8 protein-coding genes and 1 pseudogene are annotated in these 14,286 nt (G+C 41.6%); 3 read left to right on the top strand and 6 right to left on the bottom strand.

Annotated elements, in window-relative coordinates; all coding sequences use genetic code 11:
- Position 1 precedes the first annotated feature (1 nt).
- The gene (gene adhE, locus IMZ31_RS01700; protein ID WP_207528940.1) at positions 2-2,605 is read right to left on the bottom strand and encodes a bifunctional acetaldehyde-CoA/alcohol dehydrogenase; all 2,604 of its coding nucleotides are present in this window, start codon (positions 2,603-2,605) and stop codon (positions 2-4) included.
- Between the two features lie 66 nt (positions 2,606-2,671).
- Positions 2,672-2,899 carry a hypothetical protein gene (locus IMZ31_RS01695; protein ID WP_207528939.1) on the bottom strand — a complete coding sequence of 76 codons (228 nt, stop codon included), beginning with the start codon at positions 2,897-2,899 and terminating at the stop codon, positions 2,672-2,674.
- Between the two features lie 260 nt (positions 2,900-3,159).
- Here IMZ31_RS01695 and IMZ31_RS24400 point away from each other — a divergent pair.
- The 3 genes and pseudogenes from IMZ31_RS24400 to aceA all read left to right on the top strand — a co-directional run.
- Positions 3,160-3,246, top strand: a pseudogene (locus tag IMZ31_RS24400) (YhfH family protein); the annotation flags it as partial.
- A gap of 69 nt (positions 3,247-3,315) precedes the next feature.
- Complete coding sequence (gene aceB / locus IMZ31_RS01690; protein ID WP_371825471.1) at positions 3,316-4,908, top strand: malate synthase A; 1,593 nt, start codon at positions 3,316-3,318, stop codon at positions 4,906-4,908.
- A 14-nt stretch (positions 4,909-4,922) separates the two neighbouring features.
- Complete coding sequence (gene aceA, locus IMZ31_RS01685) at positions 4,923-6,209, top strand: isocitrate lyase (protein ID WP_207528938.1); 1,287 nt, start codon at positions 4,923-4,925, stop codon at positions 6,207-6,209.
- A 97-nt stretch (positions 6,210-6,306) separates the two neighbouring features.
- Here the strand turns inward: aceA and IMZ31_RS01680 are convergent, their stop codons facing one another.
- The 4 genes from IMZ31_RS01680 to IMZ31_RS01665 all read right to left on the bottom strand — a co-directional run bounded on the left by IMZ31_RS01680 (position 6,307) and on the right by IMZ31_RS01665 (position 14,246).
- Positions 6,307-7,104 (bottom strand): MBL fold metallo-hydrolase, encoded by a 798-nt coding sequence (locus tag IMZ31_RS01680; RefSeq protein WP_207528937.1) that lies wholly within the window; start codon positions 7,102-7,104, stop codon positions 6,307-6,309.
- Between the two features lie 175 nt (positions 7,105-7,279).
- The gene (locus tag IMZ31_RS01675) at positions 7,280-12,313 is read right to left on the bottom strand and encodes a TIM-barrel domain-containing protein (protein WP_207528936.1); all 5,034 of its coding nucleotides are present in this window, start codon (positions 12,311-12,313) and stop codon (positions 7,280-7,282) included.
- Between the two features lie 13 nt (positions 12,314-12,326).
- A complete protein-coding gene (locus tag IMZ31_RS01670; protein WP_207528935.1) occupies positions 12,327-13,541 on the bottom strand; it encodes an ROK family transcriptional regulator in 1,215 nt (404 codons plus the stop codon).
- A gap of 336 nt (positions 13,542-13,877) precedes the next feature.
- A complete protein-coding gene (locus tag IMZ31_RS01665) occupies positions 13,878-14,246 on the bottom strand; it encodes a hypothetical protein (RefSeq protein ID WP_207528934.1) in 369 nt (122 codons plus the stop codon).
- Positions 14,247-14,286 lie beyond the last annotated feature (40 nt).

The following is a 14,286-nucleotide window of genomic DNA, read 5'->3' as shown; positions in this document are numbered from 1 at the left end:
GCTATACACCTTTGTACGCCTTACGATAAACCTCAGCTAATTCTGTCACAAGCGGCAATTTAGGATTCGCCGTTGTACATTGATCTTCAAATGCACGGTCTGCTAATAGATCGAGCTTCGCTTCAAATTCTTTGGCATCTACACCATTCTCAGCTATGCTCATTGGAATATTTAATTCCTGTGCCAAACGAATAATGGCTTGAACTAAACTCTCAACACCTTCTTCTGTTGTGCGTGCTGGTAACCCTAGCATGCGAGCAATTTCGGCATAACGGACATCTGCTTTAAAATGCTCATACTTTGGAAATGCTGTGAATTTAGTTGGTTTTGTTGCATTGTAACGGATGACGTGCGGCATAAGAATGGCATTTGAACGACCGTGAGCAATGTGGAACTCTGCTCCTAATTTATGTGCCAAACTGTGGTTAATACCTAGGAATGCATTGGCAAAAGCCATACCGGCAATCGTTGACGCGTTATGCATTTTCTCACGAGCTTCTTCATCCTTATCCCCGTTGCGATAAGCTCTTGGCAGATACTCAAACACCAATTGGATCGCTTTCATCGCAAGCCCGTCTGTATAATCATTGGCCATATTAGACACGTAAGCTTCAATGGCATGAGTCAGGACATCCATACCTGTATCGGCTGTAACGACTTTGGGTACGGTCATGACAAACTGTGGGTCAATAATCGCTACGTCTGGTGTTAACTCATAATCGGCTAATGGATATTTTACGTTTTCTTCTTTATCTGTAATAACTGAGAAGGATGTCACCTCTGAACCTGTTCCAGATGTCGTAGGAATGGCTACAAATTGAGCTTGTAATCCAAGTTCAGGGTATTTGAACACACGTTTACGAATGTCTAAGAATTTCTGTTTCAATCCGTTGAAATCTGTATCAGGTCGTTCGTAGAATAGCCACATTCCTTTGGCAGCATCCATTGCTGATCCTCCGCCTAACGCGATAATCACGTCTGGCTGGAACTGCTTCATCATTTCTGCTCCGCGCATCACGGTTTCACTGGATGGATCCGGTTCTACGTCAGAGAAGATTTCACAGTGTACATAATCAGGACGTTTCCGTAAGTAGTGCAAGATTTTATCCACATAACCTAATTTCACCATGCCCTCATCGGTAACGATAAAGGCTTTTGAAATCTTAGGCATTTTCGCTAAATACTGAATGGAGTTCTTCTCAAAATAGATTTTCGGCGGAATTTTAAACCACTGCATGTTATTTGTTCGTTTTGCCATTTTCTTAACGTTGATTAAGTGAACGGATCCTACGTTTGTAGACACTGAGTTCCCTCCATATGTTCCGCATCCTAGTGTCAGTGATGGCATATAGGCATTATAGATATCTCCAATAGCACCTTGAGAAGATGGCGCATTCACAATGAGACGGCCTGCCTTCATGCGTAGACCAAAGGCATCAATGACCTGCTGATCTTCTGTATGGATAACAGCAGAGTGACCTAATCCGCCAAACTCAAGCATTTCTTCTGCTCGTTTGAACCCTTCTTCCGTAGAGTTCACTCTATAGCAAGCAAGGACTGGGCTCAGCTTTTCTCTGGATAGCGGATCATTAGGGCCGACCCCTTTTAATTCGGCTACTAGAATTTTAGTGTCTTTCGGGACGGTGATCCCCGCCATTTGAGCGATTTCAAAGGCTGGCTTCCCTACAATATCTGCGTTAACGGCACAAGAATGCTCATTGATCACAAGCTTTTCGACTTTTGCTCGTTCTTCTGGGTTTAAGAAGTAGCATTTGTTATCAATCATTTCCTGTTTAACGTCTTCATAGATTTCTTTATCAATAATCACCGCTTGCTCAGATGCACAAATCATTCCATTATCAAACGTTTTAGATAAGATTAAATCGTTCACAGACCGTTTTAGATTCGCTGTCTTTTCAATGTAACAAGGAACGTTACCAGGACCCACTCCAAGAGCTGGCTTCCCTGAGCTATAGGCTGACTTCACCATACCTGCTCCACCTGTTGCTAGAATAAGAGAGATTCCATCGTGGGTCATCAGTTTCTGAGTTGCCTCTAAAGAAGGAGTCTCAATCCATTGCACGCAGTGTTCCGGCGCCCCCGCGCGAACCGCTGCATCCCTCACCACTCTAGCTGCTTCTGTACTACATTTCTGAGCAGAAGGGTGGAAAGCGAAGATAATCGGGTTACCTGTTTTAATCGACGTAATCGCTTTAAACATCGTGGTCGATGTTGGATTAGTAACAGGCGTGACCCCCGCGATAACTCCAACTGGTTCTGCAATTTCCACCATACCTTCTTCGCTTAGATCATTGATAACGCCAACCGTTTTATCGTATTTAATGTTGTGATAGATATATTCCGTTGAGAACAAGTTCTTAATGATTTTATCTTCATAAACCCCTCGCTTTGTTTCTTCGACCGCTAACTTAGCAAGAGGCATATGCTGATCCAATCCAGCAAGAGCCATTTCCTTCACAATAAAATCAATCTGTTCTTGATTCAATTCCTTCATTCCCACTAAAGCCTTTTTCCCATTCGCCACTAATGCATCAACCATTTTTGAAGCCTTTTCGAGTTTTAATTGCTTTTCTTCAACTGCCATTATAAACCCTCCCATAACTTTGCGAAATATTTCACATGATTATTTAAAAAAAGCTTGGCCATTTCATTAAGCACAAACTGGGTTACGCGGAATTTTAACGAAAGAAATATCTTTATACATACGTGCGTTTTGTTTAATCATCACAACATGATTCGTGGTCCAGATAAATGATGGTATGTCTTGCCCATCCTCCAACATCATTGCTTTAAACTCATCGCCTAAAATTTGTTCAAACAATTCAAGCGTATAGGTCTCTGTATCAGTGGTGAAGTCTTGCCATTTGCAGAGGATCATGGTTATCACTCCTTGTTTTCTTTGGTTGAGTACATCATATCACCTGGCAGCGCTTACAGTTTGTGAAACATTTCACAAATTTGTGAACAAATACAACTCCTGGAAAAAGGACTAGACACATTTAGAAGAAATGAAAATAACAGTTACACAACCAAGCCCTCTTGCGTAATCTGTACCATAACAGTTAACAAAATTTAATTTTGTTATATAAAAGGAGCGAATCATTCATGAAAAAGTCAGATCAAAAAAGTACAGTATCGTGCCCCCAGTGTGGAACAGAAGTTAAATCACAGGTATATACGTACATGATGGAATGCGATCGTTGTCTATCTAAGAAAGATGAGTAGCAGGCTACAGCACCTGTTATACATCAGTGATAAAGCTATTCTTTATCTTATAAAAAAGGTGGCGTTTATGTGGAAATGAAAACAAATAACTGGGTGGTGGAGGGAGACGTTTCTCCTTCCTTCGCTGAAATTTTGACCCCTGATGCTTTGGCTTTCTTAGAACAGCTTCATCATCGTTTTAACGCTAGAAGATTAGAGCTATTAGCAAAGCGGAAAGAAATTCAGAATCAATTAGACACTGGAATGAAACCATATTTCTCTAAAGATGCTGCCTCCATCAGAGAATCAGAGTGGCGCATTGCTCCCCTCCCTCATGATTTGCAGGATCGTCGAGTTGAAATAACAGGACCAGTTGATCGAAAAATGGTCATTAACGGACTTAATTCCGGTGCCAAGGTCTTTATGGCGGATTTTGAAGATGCCAATTCGCCAACATGGGCCAATACAATTCAAGGACAAATTAATTTAAGGGATGCCATTCGAGGAACGATCTCTTTCCAAAATGACAAAGGCAAAGTCTATGAATTAAAAGAAGACACCGCCACTCTAATGGTTCGCCCGAGAGGCTGGCATCTTGAAGAGAAGAATATGACCTTAAATGGTGAGGCCGCTTCGGCTAGCTTAATCGATTTTGGACTTTATTTCTTTCATAATGCGAAGCAGCTTATTGAAAAAGGCTCAGGGCCTTACTTTTACTTGCCGAAACTTGAGAACCATTTAGAAGCAAGACTTTGGAATGATGTCTTCTTATTTTCGCAAAAAGCATTAAATATTCCGACCGGAACCATTAAGGCAACAGTCTTATTAGAGACGATCCTGGCCGCCTTTGAAATGGATGAAATTCTGTATGAACTGAAAGAGCATTCAGCTGGTTTGAACTGTGGAAGATGGGACTACATCTTCAGTTACCTAAAGAAATTTCGAAATGATCCAGCGGTTATCCTTCCTGATCGTTCTGAAGTAACCATGACAAGTCCGTTTATGAGAGCCTATTCTCTTCTAACAATCCAGATCTGCCACAGAAGAGGTGCGCCAGCGATTGGAGGAATGGCAGCGCAAATCCCCGTTAAGAACGACGACGAGCTAAACAAGGAAGCTTTTGAAAAAGTGAAAGCTGATAAACAAAGAGAAGTAACGGACGGCCATGACGGTACATGGGTAGCTCACCCCACGATGGTGCAAACCGCTATGGATGTCTTTAACGAGCACATGCGAACACCGAATCAAATCAACCGATTAATTACAGATCTCGTGATTACAGAAGCTGACTTACTCGAAATACCTGAAGGAACGATAACAGAAGCAGGCGTTCGCACGAATATCAACGTCGGTATTCAATACTTGGCATCTTGGCTAGACGGCCGAGGCGCGGCTCCAATCCATAACCTAATGGAAGACGCTGCAACTGCAGAGATTTCCCGTGCTCAGGTGTGGCAGTGGATTCGTCATCCTAAAGGAATTTTAGACGATGGCAGAAAGGTCACGTTTGAATTAGTTGAGCAATGGAAGCAGGAGGAATTACTAGCTATTCAACAAGAGGTTGGATCAGAAGCTTTTAAGAAGGGGTCATATAAGCTGGCCGAAACCTTATTTGAGAAATTTATACGTGATGATGATTTTGCTGAGTTTTTAACACTTCAAGCTTATAAACACTTACCTTAAGGGGGATTCCGGAGATGACAAACGAACGTATAGCAAAACTATTGAAAGATTGGAAAGATGAAAGCCGCTATGGACATGTGACACGTCCATATGAAGCAGAGGACGTAATTAAGTTAAGAGGATCGATGGATATCGAGTACACGCTAGCTGAACAAGGAGCGAAGAAGCTTTGGCGTTTATTACAGGAAGAGAAATACGTTCATGCACTTGGTGCCCTGACTGGTAATCAGGCAATGCAGCAAGTGAAAGCTGGTCTAAAAGCCATTTATCTGAGCGGTTGGCAAGTCGCAGCGGATGCGAATCTATCCGGCCATATGTACCCGGATCAGAGCCTTTATCCCGCAAACAGCGTGCCTCAAGTGGTGAAACGCATTAACCAAGCGCTCCAACGAGCGGATCAAATCCATCATATGGAAGGGAACAACGATATCGACTGGTTTGCTCCGATTGTTGCCGATGCAGAAGCTGGTTTCGGAGGACAGCTCAATGTATTTGAACTAATGAAAGGCATGATTGAAGCCGGTGCCTCAGCCGTTCATTTCGAAGATCAGCTTTCTTCTGAGAAGAAGTGCGGGCACCTTGGCGGGAAAGTATTGCTCCCTACCCAAACAGCCGTACGAAATTTAATCTCTGCCCGCTTTGCTGCAGACGTGATGGGCGTTCCGACGGTCATTATCGCCCGGACAGACGCTAATGCCGCGGACTTAATAACAAGCGATATTGATTCAACGGATGCTCCTTTCCTTACCGGCGAACGAACAGCAGAGGGTTTTTATAAGACACGTGCAGGCCTCGATCAAGCCATTGCACGAGGGCTTTCCTATGCCCCTTATGCTGATTTAGTATGGTGTGAAACCTCTGAACCAAACCTGGATGAAGCGAAGCAATTCGCAGAAGCCATTCATGAGAAGTATCCTGGTAAATTACTCGCTTACAACTGCTCCCCCTCTTTCAACTGGAAGAAGAAATTAAGTGATGAAACGATTGCTAAGTTCCAGCAGGAGCTAAGCAAGATGGGCTACAAGTTCCAATTTGTCACACTAGCTGGGTTCCACGCCCTCAATCACAGCATGTTCGAGCTATCAAGACAATACAAAGATAGAGGCATGGAAGCTTACTCTGAATTGCAGGAGGCTGAATTCGCTAGCGAGAAAGACGGCTACTCCGCAACGCGCCACCAGCGAGAAGTAGGAACAGGGTATTTTGATGAAGTGGCTCAGGTGATTTCTGGAGGGACGTCTTCCACTATTGCGTTGAAGGGGTCTACGGAGGAAGAGCAGTTTGATGAGGATAAGATTTAATTGACGTAAAGAATTAAAAAGCCTGTTTATACAGGCTTTTTTATGTAAAAACAGAATCCATCCTTATAAGGAGGAGGCAGAAAGCAAAGTCGCTCTACTAAATCTCAACCTCTTCCAATATGGTGCGGATCATATTTTTTGAATCATATTCATTGCTTGAATGGTACACAATCTTCGGTACTTTAGAAAACAATTGGGCATTTATTTCTTCAATGTTATGCCCTTTATTATATAAGTCGTGTACTTGTCCACTTAGTTCTTCTAAGTAGTTAAGCTTCTCCCTCATCGCTTCTTTTCCATTTGGGATGAAACCGGCATGTTGGCAAAACATTTCTTGAAAATCGAGTTGAAGCACTCTCCTAATCGACCGCATCATAACTGGAATCGACTCATCTTCCATCATAACCTTTGGCTTAGGATGGACGAACAAATCCCCAGAAAACAACCTCCCACGTTCTTCATCGTATAAAACTATATGATTCCTCTCATGTCCAGGTGTGTGTATGAGCTGATAGGAATGGTGATTGGACTCAATTGTTGTATCAAATGGTAAAGGCGAGAAAGGCTTGCGGCTCCCCCATATCCTCTCCCTATATAAAGGTAAATTCGCTTCCACCTCACATTCAGGTATCGCTTCTTTTTTTATGTATACAGGGAGATCCAATTCATCTTGAAGCCATTTGGCTGTTCCGGTGTGGTCTTCATGAGGGTGGGTCAAGCTAACAAATTCAATTGGGGTTTCCTTATAGAACGGCTTGAAATCTTCAAGCATCCGCGGGGCACCCGTGTCGACCAACATCCCATCAACATAAAAAATATAAACAGACATGGCAAAGCCTCCAAAGCTCACTTCCCCTAACACGGAAGTGACTCCTCCATGCTCATCGATTTTCATTCTAATCCCCTCCTATATTTAAACCGCTCTCTTTTATCCTACCAGAAAATGTATATATTTTGCCACGGAGCAGGGCTCTTTGAACAATGACAAAAAACTAAAAAAGCAAAAGGAGAGAAAAAACATTAAGCACTAATGAAAAAGGTCCGCGAGTATAATCCGCGGACCTTTTCTCTTATTTACCCTTATGTTTCACTTTGATCGTTACTTCACCATCTTTATGCTTAACTTTCGTTTGGATCCGAATGGTCTTTTGATCTTCGTCATATACAAAAGAATTGCTCTTACCTACCCCCTCTGATTCAAGCTTCTTCCCGTTCACTTCAATTTGATCCGGAGACCCTTGAACGGGTAATTCAATGGTATAGGTTCGGTTTTCAGGCATTCCTTCATAGGAGCCTTGTCTCTTGCCAATACTGATTACCGTGTTACCTCCCTGCTTCTTTGCTGTGATTTCTGTGGTGGCAAATGTCCCCTCTTCATACTTATAAGTACTCCCATCATCTTCATATAAAGTGTATGTGGACAAATCACCAGACTGATAAGGATAAATTCTTAAAGTAGTCTGATCATCTGGTCTTTCCCCAACATACTGAATATCTTCTCCCAATGGTATTATTGAGCCTTCTTTAACAAACACAGGAATCTTCGCTAATGGTGCACCATAGTTAATAGTCTGGCCGCCTTCATACACATCTTGCCCATTCCATTCATACCAATTTCCTTCAGGAAGATAAACGTCTCGCTTTGAACTTCCTTCCTTATGAACAGGAGCAACAAGCAACGATGGCCCAAACATCCATTGATCTTTTATGTTGAACACATTGGAATCGTCCTGATAATCAAAAACTAGCGGCCTCATCAATGGAATATTCTCTTCTGTCGTAGTGTGAACAGCCGAGTAGATATAAGGCAGCAAACGGTAACGCTGTCTTATAGCATCAGTTACAATGGTTTCAGATTGTTCTCCAAAAGCCCAAGGCTCCCGTTCTCCATCAGCACCATGAGAGCGGAAAATCGGCATAAATGCAGCTGCCTGCATCCACCTTGTATACAATTCAGCAGTAGGTACTCCCGAAAAACCTCCCGCATCTGTAGTAAAGTAAGGCATGCCAGACATTGCTGCTGTAAGACCAAGCTGCAAGTTATGTGTCAATGCTTCCCATGATGCATCGACATCACCAGTCCACACTGTCGTACCATATTCACCAATCCCAGAAAATCCTGACCTCGCAAGCGACCAAACCCTATCATCTGTATAAGATCTTTGCCCTTCATAAAAGGCTTTGGATTCTAATAGCGCATAAACGTTACGAATTTCATCCGCCCTTCCTTCTTGGAAGTGGTCACGAATAGGGTCTGTTTTCTGTTCTGGCTCATTTAAATCAATCCACCATCCCTTTGTTCCAACGTCATGTAGCGTTTTCGCTTGCTGAGTAAACCACCGGGCTGCGTCTTCATTTGTAAAGTCAAGTAGACCACTTTCCCCGTACCAAGCTGGATAGATGACCGTTCTGTCTGATTTGTCCTTCACGAAGTATCCGTTATCATCAGCCTCACTGAAATTACTGGCCGTCATCTCGATGTATGGGTCTACAATGGGAGTCACTTTCACACCTTTGTCAGCTAACTGCTTAAGGTGAGATTCAGGATTCGAGAAAGTGTCTGACCACATAAAGTCAAAGTATTGATCTTCTTTCGCCCAATAAACATCTAAGATTAATCCATCCATAGGAATACCTTTCTCTCTAAAGGTATTTGTAATTTGATTCACTTCATCCCAGCTTTTATATCCGTATTTTGATTGGATGTAGCCTAGTGTCCATTTAGGAGGTAAAGGTGGTTCTCCTGTCAATTCGCCATAGGAGGTCATTACTTGTGAAAAATCAGGTCCAGGCATAAAGTAATAAACCAGTTCTCCACCCGGAGCATAGAAAGAATAAGTCGAGGTATCTTTCTGACCTAAATCAAATTGGGCATTCTGATAGGTATTATCAAAATACACTCCATACCCCTTTGTGGAAGCAAGAAAAGTGCCAGAGATATCTGAAGTATTTCCTCCATGTCCGCCCACCATGTTATTATTCATTGTTATCTTCGTTCCTCGTTTATCTAGTTCCCTGGTATGACGATCCATCCCAAGTCCATAAATATGCTCATCTTCTCCAAGCTCAAACGATTGGTAGACCCCTTTGTATTGATCGTACCCAAGGCCTCCATGGGATGTATCTTTTGTAAGCAAGACCTTATTTTGACGGTCATAATAAGCTAGACGAAAAGGGCTCTTATAAGCCCTTATCGTCATCTCTTTTGTTGTGATTTTAAAATAATCTTTTTCATCGGTTAGATGATACACATCTCTTGATGCTTCGTCATCCACCACATAAGACTTTTTCTTAGAGAATGTTCCTGTAGGCTCAAACCAAACACGAGCAATTCCTTCATTTAAGAAAGATAACTTCACCGCTGCTTGATCTTCCGTATGAAAGATAATCTCGTTATCTTGTTCATTATAAGATTGTAACCCAGATAAATGACTAACATTAGGCGTTGTCAATTCTGCCTTAACGATATCGAGCTCATCCAAATCGACATAACTTCCTTCTTCTCCGTCAATAACGACTCCTACTTTAACGACTTCATTTGCTTCTACAGAAATAGGAACCGTCTCTATGGCGCTCCAATTTTCCGTGTCAATTTGTTTAGACTCGTTTCCGCCTCCATAAGAAACATAGATTTCTGCTTTGTTGGTCCCACCACTCTTTCTAGCTTTAGCTTTAACTTTGTAGTTTCCTTCAGGGAGCGTGACATACTGCCAGACACTAGCGTTTGTTTTTATATGAGAATAAGAAGAATTGTTCTCTGTTTTGACTGAGGTTTGTGGTAATGAATCTGTCGTCCAATGGTTCAAACCGTGTTCGAAAGTAGAATTAGGGAGATAGGCTACACTTGATGTTTCACCAACCTTTTCTACCTTCACATCATCAATTTGAAAGGACGTATTACCGGGGGCTACAGTATAAAAACCTATATCTAGTTCCCCGCTTGTCACCTCAAAAGTCTGAGAGATTTCTTTCCACTCGAAATCAGGTTGTTCTGGTTTTATATCTACATTAATTTGCTCACTACCATGCTCAGATACTTCCATTCTAGCTATGTTGCCCACGCCTTCAAATGTAGGGTCGTTATAGGGTTGCAACTTCACCCATGCACTTACTTTATATTCGCCATTCTCAATCCCCTTCAGCTTCTGATGGATGCTAGCCTGGTAAGGTTCTGACTTATAGAAATAATGCTTAGACCCGCTCAGGGCGTCTTCAGTATTCACGCCTACCCAAGCATTGTCAGGATTCCATACTTCCCAACCTGTATGGTCTCCCTTTTCAAAATCCCCATTAGTCAGGAATACTTCTGGATGAATGAGTTCGATATAATCAAGTTGCAACTCACCTTCATCCCCTTCACTATTCTTAAGGCTAATCAAGTTTTCCCCTTCTTCTAACTGAACACTGACCTGTTTACCTTTCCAAGTACCCCAGTCGTTTGTAGAGCCAAACGTTACTGGCTGGCTTTGTTCGTTTACAGCCAAAGTCTTAACAGATGGAGTATCTGATCCATTGGCGTAGCGAAAGTTCAATGTGTAATCACCAGTACTAGGAACCGTAATAGCCACGGTTACAGAAGCATCGGGTTGATCCATGTTCTCAATATATCCAAAACTATTAAAACCCTGTTGCTCATTATTAAAGAACGCACCATGTTGATAGGAAGCTACCTCAGTTTCGTACTTTTTATTCACAGATCGAGGTACGACCTTGACCATACTAGTATCGTGAGGCGTTAGATCGGCTTTATGATTGTAACGATAACCTATATCTTCATGAGCCCACAATTCTCTCACATGTGCTTCTGTGTCGAGACCCAATTCCTTAGAAAAATCTACGGAAAGCTCTTTTTTTACATCGGAACGGTTGAACAAGCCAACAACCCAAGATCCATCGGATAGTTGACCAAGCCAGCGTTCACTATCACGACTGTTGAACTTGTAATGTTTATTATTATAGTAAATGGGCTTTCCTACTAACCCCTCCCGATTCAGTTCAATAAGCTCTGAATTTTGATAGAAGTGAGCATCTTCTCCAATGGTGTCATATTGATCAGCTATAGCGATTGGGGATCCGGCCATTGTAAAAAGGGAAACAGCCGTTTTCTTCTCTTCCTCTTTGTAGTCGCCTGAAAATGTATTTAAGCGAAGAAAATCTCCATCAAGTATCATGGAATTACGACCAGATACATCCGAAAATCCTGTGAAGCCTTGGAAGGGATTAGCCCATTGGGACCAATTTTCCGTCCACTCCTGACGCCTCCCACTTATATGGTCCCATCCTCCATGGAACACATCTTCGTCAATACGAATCATATCTCCATATTTCAGTTCCAACTCAGCATGATTTTTCAAGTGAGGCATAACTAAACTTAGTGTCATGTCATCCCCTGCTGCTTCTTCCATCCACTTAAGGGCAGTTTCATAGTTTTCGCGACCATGAGCTATTCCGACATCTCCAATGCTTTGGTCTGTACCTGTTTCATACCATGAAAGAAAGTCGACGCGTAAAAACTCTGCGCCTTGATCTTTAAAGAAATTCACATACCCTTGCACAAATTCCTTCGCCCCATCTTTCGTAACATCCACCCAATATAGAGAAGTATCTTGACCACCGTTAAAACGATCCCCTTCAGTGATAATGTCTTTAATCTTAATATCCGGTCTTCCGATGACCGTCGCATTTTCGTTATTCACAGCGGCAGGCGTCACCCATAAAGGGTTGTAATAGACTCCGAGGTTCATTCCTTTGCTCTCAAGATAATCAGCCCAGTATTTCCATCCATGCTCCCAGGAATCGTTATGAGAAATGATGTAGCCATTCTCTGTATGCTTCGTCGAACCCTCAATCCACCCATCTGTACTCATCATGTCATACCCATAGGGCAGAAAGTTTTCAGCCATCCAGTCAATATTTTGCTTCCATCGATCCTCAGGTAAATAAGTATTATTTGTAAATTGATGTTCATACGAAATCCAATAAAGAGGACCTGAACCTTTCGCCGTTGAAGGACTCTCCCGTGCCTCCACGTGATTGTTTGTAAGGACCATAAAGAGGAAAAACGAGCAAACACACCAACAATACTTCCATCTACTTGAGTTCATCAAAGTTCCTCCTTTAAGAGAGAAGTAACCGACTCTCTTCATTTATAGGATGCTCAAGCCAGTGATCGATTGCCTGCAAAGCTGCCCCTTGTACCCAAGCATCTTCTCCTAACTTTGAGACTTGAAAGCCCACATCACATCCAGCTTTTGAAAAGAAGTTATCCGAAGCTTTATCAATGGTGTACGTCATAAAAAATTCCTGAGCGACTAAGCCCTCTCCAATAAAAATGACAGCAGAAGGATTTAGTAAATTAATACAGTTCAAAACTCCAATTCCGAGATTTTTCCCAAGTTCTTCAAACAACCCTATGGCCAATGCATCTCCTGATTGTGCAGCTGAAGCCACTTGTTCAAACGTGAAACCTTTGTGATGGAGGGGACTGTCAGGGTAAAGGTGTTTAGTTTGTCTCCCTTCTTCCTCAAGAAATCGTTCAGAAGCATGCATCTCTAGACATCCCTTCTGACCACAGTGACAAGGGTAACCATTCTGTTTGATTACCATATGGCCCACTTCACCGGCTCCACCATGATGACCGGCATTCACTTCACCGTTTGTAAATAATGATGCACCCACTCCAGCTCCAATAGATATGCATAAGAAATCATTTAACCCTTGGCCATAACCAAATTGACGTTCAGCTTTTGTGTAAGCGTTTACATTATTGTCGATAAAAATAGGAACATTAAACGCTTCGCTCATTTGTTCACGAACATTCTCGTTAGACCATCCTAATAGGGTGGAACGGATAATGATTCCTTGTTTGTGATTAATTAACCCTGATGACGCCATCCCTATCCCTATCAGTTTCTTTTCAGGAAGATTCATTTCTTGGATTATCTGTTTTATTTGCAAAATAACCCTCTCGAGCAATTTACTTGGCTCGGTTTCTTTCTCATAAGTAAAGGTCTCTTTACGAAGGATCTTTGCGTTTAGGTTTGTGCAAGCTACAATGACTTGATCTTCCTCAATTTTTACACCAAAAGCATACCCATACTCCTCGTTGAAGGTTAGCAATGTCGCTTTTCTCCCACCTGTTGAATGAGCCGTTCCATTTTCAACTACTAAACCAGCTTCAACAAGCTCTTCCGTAATATAAGTTACCGTTGATAAACCTAAATTTAATACTTTGGAAATCTGAGTACGACTAATTGATTGATGAGAACGAATGGTGGTAAAAACATGAGATTGATTCAATTCTTTGATTAGTGCTTTATTTCCAATCCTCATCTCGCACCTCCTTTTTTCTTTGATTATAACTTACTTCATTCAGTGAAACGAGTAATTATCTGAAAATTACAAAAATTATTTATAGATTTTTACTTTTGTGTTTCAAAGCATTAGTACCAGGAGGAACTATTGACGCTCATTCTGGATATAAAGACACTATAGGAACTCTTGTAATACTTTATATTCACAAAAAAGACTATTGATTTTCATAGTAAGTTAGAAGGATGTGTAAGGAAATCCTTCCATCAAAAGTGAGAGTTTATTTTGCACAAGGTGACCTTCCGCGTGGTGCTTTATCGTATTGCTGAATGATATAACCTTACTCTTTTATGAGATTTATATCACAGTCAATAATTCAATAATTATTATGGTTAGAAAAATGAGAAGTTGAGGAATTACAGCTTTGATTAATTCTTGGTGTTTAATGAAAGAAACAATAAAAACTGATAGTACATTCAAACAAAGAATTCCTAATGGTATAAAGGCTGCAACACCCGTTAAAACAACTAGATTGTAAAAAGTTAAAACTTCTACTACACCCACTGCCAATAAAATCATCCCACCTTGTAAGGACATGACTCTAAAAGATCCTATTAACAGAGGGCTAGCCTTTAATGTCTTTAATTCATCCACCTGCATTTTTTCGCCATAAATGACATGAACCATACTCATCATAATGAGAATCACACCTACGACCAGCTTCATCACAACTCCCCCAAGCATTTAAAAAGAGGATCTTCTCTTC

The sequence above is a fragment of the Pontibacillus sp. ALD_SL1 genome (assembly GCF_017355605.1).
Note: the sequence above shows the minus strand (reverse complement) of the source record. Positions and strands in the feature narration are given on the sequence as shown.

Excerpts from the sequence above, each read along its gene's own strand:
- IMZ31_RS01695 (WP_207528939.1), bottom strand. The coding sequence starts at position 2,899 with ATGATCCTCTGCAAATGGCAAGACTTCACCACTGATACAGAGACCTAT.
- aceA (WP_207528938.1), top strand. The coding sequence starts at position 4,923 with ATGACAAACGAACGTATAGCAAAACTATTGAAAGATTGGAAAGATGAA.
- IMZ31_RS01680 (WP_207528937.1), bottom strand. The coding sequence starts at position 7,104 with ATGAAAATCGATGAGCATGGAGGAGTCACTTCCGTGTTAGGGGAAGTG.
- IMZ31_RS01670 (WP_207528935.1), bottom strand. The coding sequence starts at position 13,541 with ATGAGGATTGGAAATAAAGCACTAATCAAAGAATTGAATCAATCTCAT.
- IMZ31_RS01665 (WP_207528934.1), bottom strand. The coding sequence starts at position 14,246 with ATGAAGCTGGTCGTAGGTGTGATTCTCATTATGATGAGTATGGTTCAT.
- IMZ31_RS01675 (WP_207528936.1), bottom strand. The coding sequence starts at position 12,313 with ATGAACTCAAGTAGATGGAAGTATTGTTGGTGTGTTTGCTCGTTTTTC.
- adhE (WP_207528940.1), bottom strand. The coding sequence starts at position 2,605 with ATGGCAGTTGAAGAAAAGCAATTAAAACTCGAAAAGGCTTCAAAAATG.